The 18,580-nt window shown below is 37.4% G+C and carries 19 protein-coding genes; 1 reads left to right on the top strand and 18 read right to left on the bottom strand.

The window, feature by feature from the left end; all coding sequences use genetic code 11:
- Window positions 1-27 precede the first annotated feature (27 nt).
- Entirely contained in the window at window positions 28-414 is a 387-nt protein-coding gene (locus ACEPXD_RS15920; protein ID WP_391117485.1) for a hypothetical protein, read from the top strand.
- Between the two features lie 302 nt (window positions 415-716).
- Here ACEPXD_RS15920 and ACEPXD_RS15925 read toward each other — a convergent pair whose 3' ends face one another.
- The 18 genes from ACEPXD_RS15925 to ACEPXD_RS16010 form a co-directional block, all read right to left on the bottom strand.
- Complete coding sequence (locus tag ACEPXD_RS15925) at window positions 717-1,502, bottom strand: SDR family NAD(P)-dependent oxidoreductase (RefSeq protein ID WP_391117487.1); 786 nt, start codon at window positions 1,500-1,502, stop codon at window positions 717-719.
- Between the two features lie 218 nt (window positions 1,503-1,720).
- The gene (locus tag ACEPXD_RS15930) at window positions 1,721-2,338 is read right to left on the bottom strand and encodes a hypothetical protein (protein ID WP_391117489.1); all 618 of its coding nucleotides are present in this window, start codon (window positions 2,336-2,338) and stop codon (window positions 1,721-1,723) included.
- Window positions 2,339-2,984: 646 nt separating this feature from the next.
- Entirely contained in the window at window positions 2,985-3,176 is a 192-nt protein-coding gene (locus ACEPXD_RS15935) for a hypothetical protein (protein ID WP_391117491.1), read from the bottom strand.
- On the bottom strand, window positions 3,166-4,176 hold the full coding sequence (locus tag ACEPXD_RS15940; protein ID WP_391117492.1) for a hypothetical protein: 1,011 nt from the start codon (window positions 4,174-4,176) through the stop codon (window positions 3,166-3,168). Before ACEPXD_RS15940 ends, ACEPXD_RS15935 begins: the two co-directional genes overlap by 11 nt.
- Window positions 4,177-5,034: 858 nt before the next feature.
- The gene (gene rlmD / locus ACEPXD_RS15945) at window positions 5,035-6,429 is read right to left on the bottom strand and encodes a 23S rRNA (uracil(1939)-C(5))-methyltransferase RlmD (protein ID WP_391117494.1); all 1,395 of its coding nucleotides are present in this window, start codon (window positions 6,427-6,429) and stop codon (window positions 5,035-5,037) included.
- Between the two features lie 77 nt (window positions 6,430-6,506).
- Entirely contained in the window at window positions 6,507-7,244 is a 738-nt protein-coding gene (locus tag ACEPXD_RS15950) for a GTP pyrophosphokinase family protein (protein WP_391123306.1), read from the bottom strand.
- 144 nt (window positions 7,245-7,388) lie between these two features.
- A complete protein-coding gene (locus tag ACEPXD_RS15955) occupies window positions 7,389-8,090 on the bottom strand; it encodes a YjjG family noncanonical pyrimidine nucleotidase (RefSeq protein ID WP_391117496.1) in 702 nt (233 codons plus the stop codon).
- An 86-nt stretch (window positions 8,091-8,176) separates the two neighbouring features.
- Window positions 8,177-8,278, bottom strand: coding sequence for a cytochrome bd oxidase small subunit CydS (gene cydS / locus ACEPXD_RS15960; protein WP_391117498.1), 102 nt, complete (start codon window positions 8,276-8,278; stop codon window positions 8,177-8,179).
- An 11-nt stretch (window positions 8,279-8,289) separates the two neighbouring features.
- On the bottom strand, window positions 8,290-9,315 hold the full coding sequence (locus ACEPXD_RS15965; protein WP_391117500.1) for a cytochrome d ubiquinol oxidase subunit II: 1,026 nt from the start codon (window positions 9,313-9,315) through the stop codon (window positions 8,290-8,292).
- Entirely contained in the window at window positions 9,312-10,658 is a 1,347-nt protein-coding gene (locus tag ACEPXD_RS15970) for a cytochrome ubiquinol oxidase subunit I (protein ID WP_391117502.1), read from the bottom strand. The genes ACEPXD_RS15965 and ACEPXD_RS15970 overlap by 4 nt, the downstream gene beginning before the upstream one ends.
- A gap of 272 nt (window positions 10,659-10,930) precedes the next feature.
- Complete coding sequence (locus ACEPXD_RS15975; RefSeq protein WP_391117503.1) at window positions 10,931-11,842, bottom strand: diacylglycerol kinase; 912 nt, start codon at window positions 11,840-11,842, stop codon at window positions 10,931-10,933.
- Window positions 11,843-11,966: 124 nt separating this feature from the next.
- The gene (locus ACEPXD_RS15980; protein ID WP_391117505.1) at window positions 11,967-12,530 is read right to left on the bottom strand and encodes a thioredoxin family protein; all 564 of its coding nucleotides are present in this window, start codon (window positions 12,528-12,530) and stop codon (window positions 11,967-11,969) included.
- Between the two features lie 112 nt (window positions 12,531-12,642).
- The gene (locus tag ACEPXD_RS15985) at window positions 12,643-13,698 is read right to left on the bottom strand and encodes a M42 family metallopeptidase (RefSeq protein WP_391117507.1); all 1,056 of its coding nucleotides are present in this window, start codon (window positions 13,696-13,698) and stop codon (window positions 12,643-12,645) included.
- Entirely contained in the window at window positions 13,695-14,609 is a 915-nt protein-coding gene (locus ACEPXD_RS15990; protein WP_391117509.1) for an acetamidase/formamidase family protein, read from the bottom strand. Before ACEPXD_RS15990 ends, ACEPXD_RS15985 begins: the two co-directional genes overlap by 4 nt.
- Before the next feature lie 2 nt (window positions 14,610-14,611).
- Window positions 14,612-15,697: a BPL-N domain-containing protein gene (locus ACEPXD_RS15995; RefSeq protein ID WP_391117511.1), complete on the bottom strand. Its 1,086-nt coding sequence runs from the start codon at window positions 15,695-15,697 to the stop codon at window positions 14,612-14,614.
- A gap of 12 nt (window positions 15,698-15,709) precedes the next feature.
- Window positions 15,710-16,678, bottom strand: coding sequence for an ABC transporter ATP-binding protein (locus ACEPXD_RS16000; protein WP_391117513.1), 969 nt, complete (start codon window positions 16,676-16,678; stop codon window positions 15,710-15,712).
- On the bottom strand, window positions 16,675-17,667 hold the full coding sequence (locus ACEPXD_RS16005) for an ABC transporter ATP-binding protein (protein WP_391117515.1): 993 nt from the start codon (window positions 17,665-17,667) through the stop codon (window positions 16,675-16,677). The genes ACEPXD_RS16000 and ACEPXD_RS16005 overlap by 4 nt, the downstream gene beginning before the upstream one ends.
- Window positions 17,668-17,694: 27 nt before the next feature.
- On the bottom strand, window positions 17,695-18,579 hold the full coding sequence (locus ACEPXD_RS16010) for an ABC transporter permease (RefSeq protein ID WP_391117517.1): 885 nt from the start codon (window positions 18,577-18,579) through the stop codon (window positions 17,695-17,697).
- Window position 18,580: the final 1 nt, after the last annotated feature.

The following is an 18,580-nucleotide window of genomic DNA, read 5'->3' on the forward strand; positions in this document are numbered from 1 at the left end:
TCCTTGCTAAAAAAAGGCTGTATCGAAATGATTGAAGTTGTTCATGAAGAGAACCGCCCTGCTCGAACTGTATATGGGATTACGGATAAGGGTAGAGAAGTATTGAAGGAAAAAATCTATAAAAGTTTAGCTGACTTTCAAGGAATCCGTTCCATTTATTCCTCGGTCATCTTCATTAAATATACCGATCTTGAGAAATCAGCTTATATGCTAGCGGAACAGGTTGCAAAATTGAAAGAAAAAATTGCTCACTATGATCAGGTGTGGGAGCAGTTGGAAAATAAGACACCACCTGCTTTTCACCTCATCAAAGATTACACACATAATCAAATGCGGGTAGAGCTTGCTTGGCTTGAAAAGGTAACAAAATTTGTCCAGGATGGCTTATGGCTTGATGGACGATTTGAGTTTTGATGATGAGGCTGTGACGTAACGAGCCCTAGATAGAAGCAAAGGAATGCGCCCACCGGTTTATAGTGGGCGCATTTCTGTTTGTCTGAGGTTTTAAAATAGCTCCTCAATTCCACTTAAAAGTAGACCCCCTGGGGTCAAAAAATCCCCCGAACCATTCGTCCGAGGGAACATAAAACACATTTCAATATTCACCTTAAATCCACAAAACCCATTGCCACCAACCTATTTCAACTCTATCAACGCCACATACTCAACGTGTGAGGAGTGCTAAGCGCAGCACATTACTTTAATAAGAAAGCTGCCTAATCCACGTACGCGCCGCAAGTCACATTCGTAGCCGCAGCGGTAATGCTTCGGGCGCGATCTGATGCCATGAGAACCGCCACATCCGCGACTTCGGCCAAACTCGGCATCCGTTTAAGCATGGTGCTCTTGGCGTTTTCCTCCAACATCTGCTCGTAGGTTATTCCGGCTTTTTCCGCAAGGGTTTTCATCGCTCCCATCACACCGGGAGTATCCGGCGAACCCGCCGATCGCAAACAGACCACACGGACCCCTTGCGGACCTAGCTCGACGGACAACTGGCGACACAAAGCTTCGATCGCCGCTTCTGTTACGCCAAATCCGCCTTGCTTGGTGACCGGTATTCGGGAAACATGCGCAGTCAGAGCCAAAATAACGCCTGAACCCTTGTTAGCCATATGCCGACCGGCAGCTGTTGCTGTGATAAAATGGGTGCTCATCGCCGTTTCGATTGGATAGATGAATTTCTCTTGAGTCATCTCGACAAGCGGCGTTCCCATATAAATACTAAATCCGATTAAATTGAACGAAATATCGATTTGACCGAATTGGCTAATGATTTGATCAAGATGATTTTCAACTTCTTGTTTGTTCAACGCGTCCACATGTGCGGCATATGCTTCACCTCCGGCTGCAGTAATCTCTTCCTTAATGGCATATACATTTTCAAGCGTGTGCCCTGTCAAAAAGACTTTCGCGCCTTCCTTGGCAAAAGCGCGGGCTACCGCTTCGCCAACCGCGCCTCCCGCACCGTAAATAACGGCCGTTTTGTTTTCTAATAACAAATTAACCACCTCAACTATTAGAGTAAAATCGATATATTTAATGAAAGGTGCCAGGTTCTAGAACAATTCGGAATCGTTTTAGAAACTGGCACTTTTCACCTTCCCCAAAGTACTTACAACCAGCATACATTCAACTAGCATTACGTTAAAGCTTCGGATTGCTCTTTTGCCAAATACGACCTTCATAATATCGTCTCCCTTTATTAAATTAATCTCGACTACTCATCTCTACTCATTGATACAGGTACTTCTACAGAATCCGTCCCCATTATCTTAATACCACCGTCTTCTTCCTTGGAGCCGACCTCAACTCCTATTGTGAATACATCTGTTTTTGATATTGCCTTATAATCAGGTTGTATATTAATGACAACCGTTCCTGTGCCGCCTCCTATAGATTTATAACTACGATTTCGTCCAATTTCTATCATCGTATTCCATTTTGAATCTTTTTTTGCTGTGGTCCACGTTGATACATTATCTGTGGGTTTAGATTGGACTTTGTTCTCAGGATAGCTATTTAAGATACTAGAGACATGCCATTTATCAGGGATATAAAAAGCAACGCCGCCCCAATCAGCAGGATCGATCTCAATTCGTGCAATTATTTGAACATCCTTAATCAGCCCTTCAATACCTTTGACAAAAACAGTTCCACTAGCAACCGTTTTTAATTTGGTCGAATCAGAACTTAAATGAAAGCTTCTGATATGGGTAATTTTATCGTTGACACTTGATTCGTCGGACTTATTATCTTGATGAGTTAGCAGCCATGAAAAAAAGACTATTAAGGCTATTAAAGCATATGGAGCAATGTACTTCAATTTAGATTTCATAACTCAAACCTCGCCTTCTCTACAAATTTAAAGTCCTCCTTCCTCAAGCAGGCCTATTCACTAGTTTTCTCATTCACCTCGTAATCTAGATACTGGACACCCACTCATATTACAGTATATTCATAATATTATAACACATTGAAAGTGGTAGATAATCCTAATTAAGAATGTTTATCTATGAATATGGTCACACATGGTTTCTTGATTTCCCTAAGTGAGCGTCAAATACCCTCACCTAGCGGCTGGAAACGAGATTTAGCTATGATCGAGATAGTTGTTCATAGAGTAGCTAACAGGCAGTAATCACAGATTAATTTGAGTACCTTTCTAGTGTAGGGAGCGCGGGACTATAATTTCTACTCTAACTGCTAGTGCTGTTGAGAAGAATAGGACGGACATGGAATATACGGAACACACACTCAAACGACTTTGCAATTAAGACGGAGCTTTTATTGAATGAAAGGTGCCAGGTTCTAAAACAATTTAGAACCTGGCACTTTTTTCTACTCTTTTACCCTTGTTATCAATACTACCGTCTCCACATGTGACGATATGACAGAATGAATATCATCTTGCAGTTCTATTTTGTGGAAACATATTGATAAACCTCCAATATCCGTCAGACCGTCCACAATTAAACTTACTATCACTTCTTAAGATTAATCTTTCCTTTTGTTACTATTGCAATTACCGTGCTACCAACAACAGCTAGTACTGCATTTCTAGCATTCTTGACCTGTTTAACCTGGTCATTTCTACAATTCTCACAGTATTTATGTTTATATCCATCCGGAAGAGATCTTTTGCATTTCTTCTTTTTACATTGTCTATTCTCCATCTTCTTCGCCTCCTAAAAGTTTGTACTCCGTAATAGAAGGTAACGCTTGAATTTTCTTTTTTATGTCTGGTAGTGTTTTAGACCAGTAACTTCCAGGTGAGGGGTCTATTAAATCCAACCGCTCAACTAAGCCTTTTGTTTCGAGATAGGTCTTTTGAATGTATCCAGCATAATATTGGAGACTCCGTTGCGCCGCATCAGTTTCTCCCATTTCCTGATAAGCAATTGCCTCTGATAGCGAAACCATATTTACTGCATATAGGCTCTCTCGGATTTCATTCATTCTTGAGTTTACTTTTTCTGGCGCTGCACCGGAGACAAGTTTTCCCCAAAACGATTCCGGCTGATTCTTTATGAATGTCAGATTAGCATTTTGACTTTGCATCAACAGATTTCTACTATCCTCTGCATCTGACGCAATTCGCAATAAAGCCATTGCTTTCAGTTCCGGATTTTTTATTACCATTGCTTGCAACAGTTTCTGTTGGCAACTATATGCCGTGGCCAATCTATCATACTCTTGTCCCTGTCGAACCTCTTCGACTGCAATCTGCACAAGTTGAATCTGTTCTGCTATTTGTGCCATTTGCATTTGCGTTGCATAACTTGTCATTGCCTGAGATAATTCCGGTGAAACTTTTACGCTTTTTAAAGATACTTTAGAAACTATTTTATTGGTTTCTGGATTCACAAGATTAGCCATCAAAGATCCGTCTTTTCTTGTCATCAATTTAAGAATCCCTTTGGCAATTTGAGACTCCTGCTCATCTGTCAAAATAGCTTGTAATGTTTCCACCGGAACACTCGACTTAACCACATTTATAAATGCTGGTGCGGAATAGAGAGTTTTTTCAATTTTAGTTAATGCCGCTTTTGCACTTTTTAGCAGAGGTTTTGCAACTTCTGGTATAGAAGAAAAATGTTCATCCACCTCGGTACAATAGTCCGCAATATCAACTATCTCCATATCATCAGGCGAAATATAAATTGTGTCATCCAAATGTGCATCCACCTTTCATGCCGCATTCTATAATACAACTTGTAAATTTTGCGAAACATTATTTATCCAAGTCACCCTTAAGTATACGAGCAAATTTTCTCTTGAAAAACCAGTTTTCCTGGAAGCAATATCATATATACATTAATGAAAGGTGCCAGGTTCAAAAACAATTTAGAATCGCTTTAGAACCTGGCACCTTTCACTACTTGAATAAATACAAAAAACTCCTAATGTAGGTAAAGAAACGACAACTAAATCAGTTCCCTACACAATCAAAAGTTCACACATGAAAAGTGTACACAAAAATTTAGTCTTCCGTCAATATTTATCTAATTTACCTACTAATGTTTTAGCTTGTCCGCTTATGGACTATGATGTGAAAAAACTCACTGACTTTTCTTTGGTGAAAATATTAATTCTTGTAAGCCTCTTTAGGAGAGAGGGTCAACGAAAAATTGAAATCGTTCTTTAGTCAAAACCCAAGCTTTTAGAAGAAATCGTAGTGGAATCGATCAGTCACTCGACAATTAGGAGAAGATTAGCGGAGCCAAATACGGTCCGTTTAGCAGACCTACTAGGTCGTTTGGCTACACGGCACTTAAAAGTCGATTCTTAAGGGCTTAACGCAACGTAGGTCTTCCGCGAATATTTGTTGATACTAATATTAAGCTGCCAAATAACGCTGCGAATTGGACCGCAATTTCTAAAGATTTTTGTGGATTAAAATTACAAAATACCTTTTTTCCGCGTAAGAGTAAGACCCCCGGGGATCAAAAAATCCCCCGAACCATTCATCCGAGGGAATATAAAACACACTTCACTATTCAACTGAAAATAGCTGAACCTATTGCCGCTAAGCTATTTCAACTCTATCAACGCACAGCACTCCACATGTGTTGTCTGCGGAAACATATCAACTGGCTGTACTTCCATCGTCTTATACCCACCATCTTCTAAAATTCTTAAATCGCGGGCAAGCGTAGCTGGGTTGCAAGATACATAAACCACTCGCTTAGGACGTTGCTCAATTATCGTAGTTAGCAATGCTTCGTCGCATCCTTTTCGTGGTGGATCCACTACTAGTACATCTGCTTGCTTACCTTCTTTATACCATTTTGGAATAACTTCTTCTGCAGGTCCTGCCTCAAAATACGTATTTGTGAAGCCATTCAATTCTGCATTTCGTTTTGCATCTTCAATTGCCTGAGGAACGATTTCTACGCCAAGCACTTGTTTTGCTTTTTGTGCTAGAAATAAGGAGATGGTCCCAATTCCGCAATATGCATCGATTACTGTTTCATCTCCTGAAAGCTGTGCATAGTCAAGGGCTTGCTTATAAAGTACTTCCGTTTGTTCTGGGTTTACTTGATAGAATGAACGAGCAGATATTTCAAATCGTACATCCCCTATTCGATCTTCAATAACCGCTTTACCCCAAAGTACATTTGTTTCATCTCCAAAAATAACATTCGTATTGCGATTGTTCACGTTTTGAATAATGGACGTTACATTTGGTTCAATTGTTTGAATGAATTCAATTATGGCATCCTCTTTCGATAACTTCGGATGTTTGGTTACTAAAACAACCATTACTTCCCCTGTTTTACGAGCCTTACGAACGACAAGGTGCCGTAATTGGCCTTTTCTATTTTCTTCATTGTATGGGACTAAATCTAGCTCTAATGCTTTTACTTTCACAGCACGTAGCAATCGATCTGCCGAATCTGATTGGATTAAACATGTATTCGTATCTGCTATACGATGCGATTTAGATTGATAAAAACCTGCCACTACTTGTCCATTTTCTAAATCGAATGGGATTTGTGATTTATTGCGATATTCCCATGGTTTCTCCATTCCCTTAATTGGCAAAACAGGGGCATCAATTTTTCCGATTCGCTTCAAGACATTCCGCACCATATTTTCTTTCCAGACAAGCTGTCCTTCATATGTCATATGTTGCAGTTGGCAGCCTCCGCATTCTGAAAATACTGGACATGGAGCTTTTACTCGAAATGGAGATGGCTCTACGATATTTATTAATTTTGCAAAGCCATAGTTTTTTAATGTTTTTAACACATGGATTTCTGCTGTTTCATTTGGCAGACCACCTGGTATGAATAGTGGGTATCCATCGACTTTTGCAACCCCTGCTCCGTCATGCGTTAAGTCTTCTATATGAACTGTGATTCGATCATTTTTGGTTACTGGTGTATTCACTTTATTTCTCCGTTCTAGTTTTGATTCCTCCATTATACCAAAAATGTATGTCTATTTGGTATAAAGCATCCTTTAAAAAGTGTAAAACAGACGCCATTGTGACGTCTGTTTTACACTTTATCTAGCATTTCCAAGAAAGCAGTTGGAATTGTTCCATGTTGGTTTTTAATCATTAACTTCGTAAGTTCATCCACAGATTCAAGTTTATTTTCATCTTTAATTATTTTAACTTCATTGTGAAGTCGCTCCATCTTTTGGTCTAACGCAAATGCGGAATCTGCCGCTTCTTTTAGCTCTTTTAACATTCTTTCAGGTACGAACTGATCATATTTATAAAATATTTTATGTTCAAGGCTTGCCCAAAAATCCATTGCTATTGTACGAATTTGAACCTCTACAGTCACAAGTTCCTTACAATCAGTCATAAAAACAGGAATTTCTATTAATAGGTGCAAACTTTTATAACCATTGTTCTTCGGATGCTGAATATAATCCTTTACTTCTAAAATCTTCAGATCACTTTGGCTTTCTAGCATTTCAAAAATTTGATAAATATCTGTGATAAATGAACAAATAACACGCATTCCCGCAATATCTCTCACATTTTCTCGTATACTTTCTACTGAAATTCCCTTATCTTTTCGATTAAGTTTACTCAATATACTTTCTGGAGCCTTCAATCTCGAGTTTATATGTTCAATTGGATTATAATCGTGAATCATTAAAAATTCTTCTTGAAGAATCTCAATCTTTGTTTCTAATTCAGCTAATGCAAATTTATACATGAGCATTAAACGTGTCATATTCTTTTTCATATGTTGAAACTGTTCAATTTGTTCTGAAATCATATATATATTCGCCCTTTCAGTTGCACATGAAGAAATCATACCAAATTTACTTTCACTAAACAAAAATAACGCAAGCTTGTAAATCAGTTGAATCATGTATTTTACGGAAATGTACCACTATTTACTTACACAATCACTTTGTTATTATACTTCCATTAAATGTGGACGAACGATTTCCATTAATTGATTCCATGCTTGAATTTCGTAAGTAGGTTGGATTCCGGACGTATTTTCCTTTGAATGAGGATTAAACCAACAAGTGTCCAGTCCAAAATTGTTCCCACCTTGGATATCGGATGTTAGCGAGTCTCCAATCATTAATACACGAGAAGGATCTGTTATGTTCAATTTATTAAGCGCATATTCAAATATTTGGGACTGGGGTTTTTGAAATCCTGTTTCCTCTGAAGTAATAATGGCCTCAAACATACCTTTAAGTGATGATCCATTTACTCTTCCATGCTGTGCCTCTTTAAAACCGTTTGTGAGTAAGGCAAATCTACAGCCAGAAAGACTGGCAAACATTTCATCCACTCCGTCAATCATATGAACTTCTTTTCCTAAGCTTTCAATATACTTCTGCCCAAAAGCAGCCGCATCTAGATTTAAGCTATATTCTAAAAATAGTCGTTTAAAACGCTCTGCTTTCAAATCTGCCATAGTTGTACGTCCTTGTTCTAAATCATCCCATAGCACTTTACTAATCGCTTTATAGCTTACTAAATAATCGTCTACACCGTTAGGCAATCCATATTCTTCAAATGTATGTTGAAGTGCATTGAGTTCAGTCATACCAAAATCGAGTAATGTATCATCCAAATCAAATAATAAAACATCGTATTTCATAGTAAATTCCAACTCTCTAAACATATTCTTTCCCTATTTTATCATATCCAAAAAAGAACCTCATCATCTGAGGTTCCTTTCATTTATTATTCTGAAACTGATTTATCCTTCGGTGCTACCCAGAATGCTACTACAATCGAGGCAATGACAACGATAAATGGTGCATAAAAAATAAGAAAATTTGTCATGTTGCTCCTCCTTATGCGTGATTGTCTCTTTTTCCACGAACATAGTCTTTATTGAACAAAAATAGTCTTAGCAACAAATACAGGGAAGGAATTAATAATCCAAGTCCTGCGATGAACGCAATAATTAAGGAAATGGCCATCGTTGGATTGGTAAATCCATCATAAAGAGTTAAGTGTGGATACAGTAAATATGGATAGTGCGAAATACCATAAGCAAAAAAGGCAAGTGCAAATTGTCCGATTAATAAGCTAAGTGCTAGACCGTACTTCTCTCGTTTCCAAACAAACCATACGGTACCGATGAACATAAGAGCCGAAATGCCAAATAACCACCAAAAATCAATCATACGATTATAATGTTCTGCATTATGATCTCGTAATTCTACTATTATTCCTGTAGCTGTAATCATAAGTGGCAAAGCCCAGATGAGCGCATATTTCCTCATTAAACTAGTTGCCTTCGAATCACCTGCTTTGTCCGCATACCACGTTAAAAATACAGCGGAGATATACAATACAGCAGCCACACTCAGAACTACAATACTCCATGTTAATGGATTCGTGAAAAGCCCCCAATAGTCAAGAACAGGTTGACCGTCTATCATCGATACGAATCCGCCTTCCGATATCGTTAATACAATCGAAAGTGATGCTGGTATAAACAAACCAGCTAAACCATACATAAATGAATATCCTTTATGCCCACGAGAACCGTATGTTTCAAAAGCGTAATACGAGCCACGAATTGCCAATAAGATAATTGCTATACTTGCCGGTACGAGTAATGTTGTACCGTAAAAAAAAGCGGTTTTCGGAAAAAATCCAATTGTCCCTACGAAAAAAAACACTAAAAATACGTTTGTTACTTCCCAAACAGGAGATAAGTAACGTTGGATAATGTTCGTCAAAATATGTTGTCTTCCCGTTAACAAGCTATAAGCATTAAAAAAACCTGCTCCGAAGTCAACGGAGGCGATGATTAAATAACCGAACAAGAAAATCCATAATACGGAAATACCAACAATCTCAAGTGTCATGAGAAATCACCGCCCTTTTCAGCATGTCGATCTTCCAGTTCTTGTTCAACTGGATTATTTCGGAACATTCTACGCAACACTACGATACTTCCTACCCCTAATACAAGATATAATACCGCAAATAGAACTAACATTATATCTACATGTTCACTTGTAGTTGCTCCTTCTGATGTACGCATAAATCCTCTTAAAATCCATGGCTGTCGGCCTACTTCTGCAAGCCACCATCCTAGCTCAATAGCAAGTACCGCGAGAGGTCCTCCCATTACAACAACCCAAAGTAACCATCTTGAAGAGATGAACTTAAATTTCTTTACTTTACCAAACACATAAACAATGGATAGGAATAGCAAAAACATACCGATCATGACCATTCCATCAAACATATAGTGAATATAAAGTGGTGGAACTTCGTCTTCAGGGAAATCATTTAGTCCAGTTACTTCTGAAAACGGATTATCATGTGCTAAAATACTAAGCGCATATGGAACCTTAAAAGCATATTTTATTTCTTTCCCATCTAATATTCCTAATAATACAAGCGGTGCCCCTTCTTGCGTTTCAAAATGCCACTCTGCTGCTGCTAATTTTTCAGGTTGGTATTCCGCCAAATACTTACCTGAAAAATCTCCGATAATTGCTGTTGCAATGGCAAAAACAAGCCCTAATTTCATCATTAAAAATAAAGATTTTTTATGATAAATATGGTTGGAACCTTTTAGTAATCGAAATGCTGCGATAGATGCCAGAACAAAGGCACTTGTCATATACGCAGTAACAAGTACATGCGCAACTTTTGTTGGCATTGCTGGATTCATCATAGCAACTAAAGGTTGGATATTAATAAGTTCTCCATCTAATACGTCAAACCCTTGAGGTGCATTCATAAATGCATTTACGATCGTAATGAATACCGCAGATGCAGAAGCACCAATAGCAACTGGGATAAGTAATAATAAATGCTTCTTTTGATTTTCAAAACGATCCCAAGTATATAGATAAATACCTAAGAAAATAGCTTCAAAGAAAAATGCGAACGTCTCCATAAACAAAGGAAGTGCTATTACATTTCCCGCTAATTGCATAAAGTTTGGCCATAATAGAGAAAGTTGTAAGCCAATTGCTGTTCCGGTTACAACACCAACAGCCACTGTAATAACGAAACCACGCGCTAATCGTCTTGCAAGTAATATATAATGTTCATCATTCTTTTTGATTCCAACCCATTGTGCAATCATTATCATAAGCGGTACACCTACGCCAATGGTTGCATAAATAATATGAAAAGATAAGGTCAATTCAGTTAATACACGACTAAAAAACACTGCTTCTGTATTTCCCACACTTCATTCCTCCTTAACTTCCAAATATTCTCCCGATAATCGATAACATCATTATTCCTGCAACAATAAAAGCAAGCCACATTAAGTACTTTTCTTGTTTTTTATACATGTGCTCCACTCCCCTTGCCTCTATATTACCCTAAAATAGAATCTTTAAAATAACGATCCTTGTCTTATTTCCAACATTTCCATGGGTTAATGTGACAAATATGTATGCTTAGTATAAAGTACTATAAAAACCCAGCAATCACGAAGGAATGCTGGGTTTATTTTTACGGTCTGTCCTCTTCTCGAATTTCATCGATTGGTACAAAAACCTCTATATGTCTGTATAAATTCTCGAAGGTAGCTGGAATATTTCCACCATATTCACCATCTAGATTCAGCTGTACTTTGTCTTCTGAAGTAACTCGAATATGTTTTGCTTTTGTGGATATAACATGTGGGTCATTTAAATGTTCACCACGAATAGCTAACGACGCAAGCCGAATAAAATCAGCGATATTACATTTTTTCAAAATTAATAATGTAAACTTCCCATCATTAATGCTTGAACTTGGTGAAAGCTTTTCAAAGCCTCCTACTGAATTGGTAAGTCCAACTAAAAACATCATCGCTTCATCTTCAAATACTTCATCGTCATATTCGATTTTTACTTTTGTTGCATTAATAGATGGTAGCATTTCAATCCCTTTCAGGTAATATGCAAGTTGCCCTAGTATTGTTTTTAACTTACTAGGTACTTCATATGTAATTTCCGTGATTTTTCCGCCACCTGCAATATTAATAAAATAACGGTCATTTACAAGTCCAACATCGACTGGAATGGTATCTCCTTTAATAATGATTTCCACAGCTTTTTGGATATCCCTAGGAATATGAACTGCTCTAGCAAAATCATTCGTTGTTCCCATTGGAATCAGACCAACTTTTGGTCGTTTATCAAATTCACTTACACCCGCTACAACCTCGTTTAATGTTCCATCTCCCCCTGCAGCAATGATTAAGTCGAAGCCATTTTGGACTGCTTTCTTCGCGGCAATCGTAGCATCTCCTTCGCTTGTTGTCGCATGGCAAGATGTTTCAAATCCCGCAATTTCTAAAGCCTCCAATACTTCTGGCAAATTCTTTTTAAAAAGTTCTCTACCAGAAGTTGGATTATATATGATTCGTGCACGTTTCATACAGATTTCCCTTCCTACCTCACCATTTCTTTTATTACATAGTGACTAATTTATTTTGAAAGTTTCATTCCATTACTAAAAGAGCCGACTGATGCCGACTCTTTTTCATTTAGTTTTCCATCATTTAATTTTGAAGTGCTTGTAGCCAGTTATTTCGAATATCTTCGTATACAGCTAAATGAAAGTCTTTATTGTCGATAAACTCTTTCGTCATTTGTTCATAAAATGCTTTTTGCACTTCTTCAAAACTAGGGTCTTCTTTAGAAGGTAGCTTTTCTCGACCTTCTGCAACGAATTGTTGCACTTTCTCAGCTCGAGGCCCCCATTTGCCAATAACTTCTCCATTGCTATTTATCAATAAATAAACTGGGATGGAGCGACCTCCGTTCGTTAAATATTGATCGATTAAATCCACATTTTCATCCCGATATACAGCACGAACTTCGATTCCAGCTGCTTCTGCAATTTTACGTAGAATGGCATTATTCAGCATCGCATCACCGCACCAGTCTTCTGTTATTACTAGTATATGTGGTGCAGATTCTTTTAATACGGCAATAAATTCATCATCCGCTGGAACTTCGAACTGATTATATATACGAAAAGATTCTTCTTTTTTTGTTGTCATGTCATCCATATATTGTGCAAGTGGTTTAGCTTTTTCAAAATATTGTTGTTCAGTAGGCATTTTGAGAAACCTCCTTTTTACTAAGTATACTGTGTTCAGAAAGGTATTTCAAATAAGTCGTTGTACACAAAAACAAGCGCATGCTCGATTTACGAACGTGCGCTTGTTGTGTTTATAAACTTTCCGTCATTTCTTCTATAAAACGAACGATTAATTCTACTACATTCTCCATATCATCAATATGAACACAACCTACTCCCGAATGAATATATTTAGAAGGAATTGAGATTGCACCAGTCATGACTCCGTTTCCAGAGACACTAATCGCCCTAGCATCTGTAGCACCTTTAAGAAGAACTTCTCGCTGATATGGTATATTATACTTTTTTGCTGTTTCCACAAGTTTACGAGATAACTTTTTCGGAACCGAAATACCTTCATCATAAAACTTTATAGCAGCGCCTTTGCCTAGGTAAACAGGTAATTCTTGCTTTTCATGTCCCGGTAAACCACCTGCAAGTGTTACATCAATAGCTAGTGCGATTGTCGGCTGAACAGTATATCCGACTGGTGCTGCTCCACGGATTCCTGTTTCTTCTTGAACTGTAGCAGTTCCATAAACTGTAGGTTGGATATCTAAATGCTCAATTCTTTTCATCACTTCAATAAGTATTGCGCAACCTGAGCGATTATCTACGGCTTTTCCCGTGAAAATTGGTCCACCATTTAAAAACTGTCCTTCTCTATCAAAAGTAATATAGTCACCAATTTCAACTCCAAGATTCTCTGTGCCTTCTTTAGATGAAGTTCCAACATCTAAGAAGATGTCTTTCAACATTATCGCTTTTTGCATATCACTAGAAGTTAATACATGTGCAGGTTTTGTACCAGTTACACCTTTCACTATCCCTTTTTCTGTATTTATTTGAAGCACTTGGTTTATTGCCATTCGATCATCATGATCACCAATTGGACCAATATAGACGAATCCATCGTTATCTATATATGTAACGATAAAGCCGATTTCATCCATATGTGCAGCTAATAAAAGGCTTAGGCTTCCACTTTGTCCTTTTTTAATATACGTGAGATTACCCAAACCATCTGCGAAGGATTGAAAAGAAGTATTTTCAAATTCTTTTTTTATATAGTTAGCAACTTCATCTTCTTCACCTGAAACAGCAACTAAGTCATTTAACTCTTTTAAATAACGCTTTAATGATGTCATCCTTTCTCTCCTTCAATAAGAATTACGTTCATTTGCTGTAATAACCATTTTGGAACGACAAAACGTACTGTCATTAATGGATCTACAATTTGGCAAATTTCAATTTGACCAACTGCGCTCATTAACATAGTAGTTTCCTCAATAGATAATGTCGATTTCTCTACTATTCTTTGAATCATTTCTTCTGTTGCAATTTTTGTTGCCTCATCTAATGTTGGAGCAGATACAATTTGTGTAAACACTTCATCATTTTCTAGCATTGGATGGTGAAGTGTTTCTCCTTTAATCACTTCCAATGTAACTGTAGCAGCTCCAGGTACCTCTACACCGGAAACACTTACTTCCCCATCTCCCATGGCAGCATGAAAATCACCTAAACTAAAAAGTGCACCCTCGGCAAATACCGGAAAGTATAATGTTGAACCTTCAGTAATCATTTTGTTATCCATATTGCCACCATGGGCTCCCGGAGTCCCACAATTTACACCTTCACCAGCTGGAGCTACTCCAATTACTCCTATCATTTTATTCAAAGGAATTTTAATCTCATTAAATATGATATTATCATCTACTATAGGAAGAATTTTTGCGGACATCTTCTCTATACGATGTCCCATCACTCCTAAATTTGGACCAACTACCATTATCCCTTGATTTCCTATTTCGATTTTTTCAATTTTTACTTTTAAAATATCACCTGGAACCGAACCCTCCACGTAAATTGGACCAGTTGCTGGATTAATCTCATTCCAGTCAATTTCTTCTGCTACTGTTTCTTCCGATTGAATTTGATTTTTAAAACAATCGTAAGTTTCTATCCGGAGTGTGGATCCAGATGTAACCTTTTTCGTGTAATTATTCTTTTTATTAAATTCGTAAATAATTCCTGATTCACAAGTTAACGTTTCCATATTCATTCTCCTCTTCCTGAAAGATAATAAATACTATTCATCAAAAGTAGAAAATTTGGGTTTTCATCCATTGAATGATCAGTACCACATGTTCCGAACTCTGCATGTGGGGAAAACAGAACCATATGTCCTTTTCCGTACGGTGCTTCAATGATTGCTGGGTATCCTTTTAAGTGCTCATCAAATCTTTCCGAAGTTAAAGGATTAGCCCATTTCATTGCGTTCTCTGCTATTTCATTGTTTTCTAAACTCCAAGATGGGAGAGATTTCCCAGATGCAATAAAGTCCTTAAATCTTGCAATGACATGTATATCCGCACCTTCCAATAATTCAAATGCAGGTCCTTCCCAATAAATCATATCAATCGTACTCGGATTCCCCATTGCGACATTTAATGCAACTGGATGCATTACGTCTTCAAATTCGACTCGTACGAAACCAGTACCTGTACGCCAATAATCAAGTCCATGTAAATCTGTTGCTGGAATCATATTTAACCAAACATCTGATGGAATTGTATTCGGTTCAGCCATGAGTGGAAAATAACTTCCGGCACAAGAACCTAAATACTTACCACCATTGCTCACAAACTCACGGATTTCTTCATACCCTTTTTCTCCAAGCCCTTCATAGTATGACTCCCCAGCGTCTGGACCCCCTGGGACGATTAACAATTCATATTCGTTTAATATTCCATTTCTAATATCTGCGTCAGAAATTCTATCTACTTTTAGTCCAAAAGTTTGAAAAAACAAATAGAATGGATCCGAACAAAACGAGCCACAATTGAGCCCATCAAAAAAAGCAATTTTCTTTACTAAATTTAGTCGTGAAAGAGAAGATGTAATATCCTCATTCGTTAAATCTGTTTGACATTTTTCTAGTAAAGTTTCGCTTGATACAACTATACTCCCTGGAAATAGCAAATGGCCCTCTGGAAATTTTTCTGTAATACATCTAATCTTTTCTTCCACTCGATATACAAGTTCATCATTATATAACAACTCATTTACCTTTTTGATTACTTTGGATCTGTTTTGTTGAATTGTTGCTAATCCTAATCTTGTCATAGGTAAAATTTTGTACACTACTTCCCCTCCTCATTCATATAAATGACAAGCGACAAAATGCCCTAAGTTTATTTCCTTTAAAGAAGGGCTTATTTTTTTACAAACTTCCATGCAAGACACACAACGACTGGCAAAACGACACCCTTTTGGTAAATCAATAGGACTTGGTAAATCTCCTTCCAAAATTAAATCTACTCTATTTGCATTTGGATCAGGAATCGGAATTGCTGCCATTAGCGCTTTTGTATAAGGATGCAGGGTATTTTTATACAACTGTTCTACGTCAGCCATCTCAACAATTTCCCCTAAATACATTACAGCAACTCGATCGCTCACATGTTCCACTACACTTAAGTCATGTGCAACAAAGAGTATCGTAAGAGATAACTCCTCTTTTAACTTTACTAATAAATTCAAAATCTGTGCTTGTACTGAAACGTCTAACGCAGAAACGGGTTCATCTGCCATGATAAATTGAGGTTCTACTAAAAGTGCACGAGCAATAGCAATTCTTTGCAACTGTCCCCCACTAAATTCATGAGGATGACGATCTAAAGCGTTACTGGGAAGTCCAACTTTTTCAAGAAGTTCTTCCATTCTTACTGTTTCTTTTCCTTTTGCTAGACCATGAACCTTTAGAATTTCAGAAAATGCTTGCCTAATCGTCATTCTAGGATTCAGCGAAGAATGAGGGTTTTGAAAAACCATTTGCATTTGTCTTCGTAATACCTTTAATCTAGTTGCATCGGCTTCTGTAATGTTTTCTCCGTCAAAAGTAATATTCCCTGCAGTTGGATCTATAATTCGAGTAATACAGCGCCCTAGAGTAGACTTCCCGCATCCACTCTCCCCAACTAGTCCAAAGATTTCACCTTCTTTTATTTCAAATGAAACGTTGTCAACTGCTTTAAGAACTTGCTCCTGTTTTCCAAAGAAACTTCGCTTACCTGTTGGGAAGTACTTTTCTAGATTTTCTACTTTCAATAGTGTATTTGTCATACAGTAACCATCCTTTCCTCTAATAGCTTTTCAGCGTAGTGGCAAGACACTAAATGGCCATCGTCTAGTTTTCTCAGTTTAGGTGCTTCCAATGAACAGAAATCGGTCTTGTTTTTACATCGCTCAGCAAATGGGCATCCTATAATGTCTTTATGTAAGTCAGGAGGTGAACCTTCTATTGGATTAAGCATCTTAGCTTTTTCTCCCAATTTAGGAATCGATTCCATTAACCCACGTGTATACGGATGCATTGGTGATTTGAAAATTGTTTGTACATCTCCACTCTCTACAATCTCCCCCGCATACATAACAGACACTTTATCGCATACTTCCGCAACAACACCTAAATCATGGGTAATCATTAGTACACCCATTGAAAAGTCTTTTTGTAGTTTTTTTATTAACCTTAAAATTTGTGCTTGAATGGTAACATCTAATGCTGTAGTCGGCTCATCCGCAATTAGTAGCTTTGGTCTACAAGCAAGTGCAATTGCTATCATAATACGTTGCAGCATTCCCCCACTAAATTCATGTGGATACTGTATATATCTTTTTTCAGGAGAAGGAATACCTACTAGGTCCAAAAGTTTTATCGTTTCTTTTTTTGCATCACTTTTTTTCATTTTTTTATGATATCGAAATACTTCAGCTACTTGATCACCTACTGTGAATAAGGGATTAAGCGAGGTCATTGGATCTTGGAAAATCATTGATACGCTATTCCCTCTAATTTTTTGCATTTCTTTTTCTTTTTTTACTAGTAAATTAGAATCCTCTAAAAGAATTTCACCAGAAATAGTACCTCTTGTCTTATCAACTAATCGAAGAATGGATTTAGCTGTTACACTTTTCCCACTACCACTTTCCCCAACAAGTCCCATTGTTTCACCTATATCAATCGAAAAGTTTACATATCTAACCGCGTGTGCTATTCCACGATCTGTTTTAAATTTAGTTGAAAGGTTTTTTACTTCTAATAATTTGTTCATTTTGACTTCCTCCAATCTATCACTGGTTTACACTTTTCTTTGTTTTGGATCAAAATGTTGTTGAAGTCCGTCACCGAATAGATTAAATGAAATTACGGTTATCATAATAGCGAAGCCTGAAGCAAGTGCTGTATTTGGTGAAATAAGTAAATATTCACGTCCTTCTTCTAACATAGCACCCCAGTCTGCTGTTGGTGGCTGAACACCAAGTCCAAGGAAGCTCATCGCCGCTAAATCAAGAATTGCATATGCAAGATCGATAGTTGCTTGCACAACAATTGGAGAAACACAGTTCGGTAGTATATGTCTAAAAATAATTCGAGAATTAGAGAAACCCAAGTTTTTGGCTGCTTCTACATAGGTCTGCTCCTTTTCAACTAATGTTACAGATCTGACAAGCCGGGCAATCATTGGAATATAAACAATTCCAAGTGCAATGACCGCATTCTCTAGTCCTTTTCCAAATACCGCTACAATAATAAAAGCTAATAATAGAGCTGGAAAGGCAAGGATTACATCAAAGATACGAGTAATTAAATTATCAATTCTTCCTCCGTAATATCCAGCAATTAATCCAAGCGGAACTCCTATTACTGATGAAATTCCTACAACTAAGACTGCTCCTAATAAAGTAGTTCTTGCGCCAAATAAAACTCTACTAAAAATGTCTCTTCCTTGTTTATCTGTCCCAAAGATATGTTCACTAGAAGCAGATTGTAAAGACATGGATAAGTCTTGAGCATTTGGCTCATGAGGTGCAAATAATGGCGCAAATACTGCAAGTAAAACAATAACAGCAAGTATGATTCCTCCTGCAACTGCGAGATAATTTTTGAAGAAGGAAGACTTAAACACATTTGACTTTTTAGATTTTATAAAAGGTTTTCTACCTATACTTCCTACTTGTGTCATC

The sequence above is a fragment of the Psychrobacillus sp. L3 genome (genome assembly GCF_042945595.1).
Taxonomy (GTDB): domain Bacteria; phylum Bacillota; class Bacilli; order Bacillales_A; family Planococcaceae; genus Psychrobacillus.

What these genes read in the sequence shown, in the direction of transcription:
- rlmD (WP_391117494.1), bottom strand. Translation starts at nt 6,429, where the DNA reads ATGGAGGAATCAAAACTAGAACGGAGAAATAAAGTGAATACACCAGTA.
- ACEPXD_RS15935 (WP_391117491.1), bottom strand. Translation starts at nt 3,176, where the DNA reads ATGGAGAATAGACAATGTAAAAAGAAGAAATGCAAAAGATCTCTTCCG.
- ACEPXD_RS15950 (WP_391123306.1), bottom strand. Translation starts at nt 7,244, where the DNA reads ATGATTTCAGAACAAATTGAACAGTTTCAACATATGAAAAAGAATATG.
- ACEPXD_RS15980 (WP_391117505.1), bottom strand. Translation starts at nt 12,530, where the DNA reads ATGCCTACTGAACAACAATATTTTGAAAAAGCTAAACCACTTGCACAA.
- ACEPXD_RS15930 (WP_391117489.1), bottom strand. Translation starts at nt 2,338, where the DNA reads ATGAAATCTAAATTGAAGTACATTGCTCCATATGCTTTAATAGCCTTA.
- ACEPXD_RS16005 (WP_391117515.1), bottom strand. Translation starts at nt 17,667, where the DNA reads ATGAACAAATTATTAGAAGTAAAAAACCTTTCAACTAAATTTAAAACA.
- ACEPXD_RS16000 (WP_391117513.1), bottom strand. Translation starts at nt 16,678, where the DNA reads ATGACAAATACACTATTGAAAGTAGAAAATCTAGAAAAGTACTTCCCA.
- ACEPXD_RS15990 (WP_391117509.1), bottom strand. Translation starts at nt 14,609, where the DNA reads ATGGAAACGTTAACTTGTGAATCAGGAATTATTTACGAATTTAATAAA.
- ACEPXD_RS15965 (WP_391117500.1), bottom strand. Translation starts at nt 9,315, where the DNA reads ATGACACTTGAGATTGTTGGTATTTCCGTATTATGGATTTTCTTGTTC.
- ACEPXD_RS15985 (WP_391117507.1), bottom strand. Translation starts at nt 13,698, where the DNA reads ATGACATCATTAAAGCGTTATTTAAAAGAGTTAAATGACTTAGTTGCT.
- cydS (WP_391117498.1), bottom strand. Translation starts at nt 8,278, where the DNA reads ATGACAAATTTTCTTATTTTTTATGCACCATTTATCGTTGTCATTGCC.
- ACEPXD_RS15975 (WP_391117503.1), bottom strand. Translation starts at nt 11,842, where the DNA reads ATGAAACGTGCACGAATCATATATAATCCAACTTCTGGTAGAGAACTT.
- ACEPXD_RS15955 (WP_391117496.1), bottom strand. Translation starts at nt 8,090, where the DNA reads ATGAAATACGATGTTTTATTATTTGATTTGGATGATACATTACTCGAT.
- ACEPXD_RS15920 (WP_391117485.1), top strand. Translation starts at nt 28, where the DNA reads ATGATTGAAGTTGTTCATGAAGAGAACCGCCCTGCTCGAACTGTATAT.
- ACEPXD_RS16010 (WP_391117517.1), bottom strand. Translation starts at nt 18,579, where the DNA reads ATGACACAAGTAGGAAGTATAGGTAGAAAACCTTTTATAAAATCTAAA.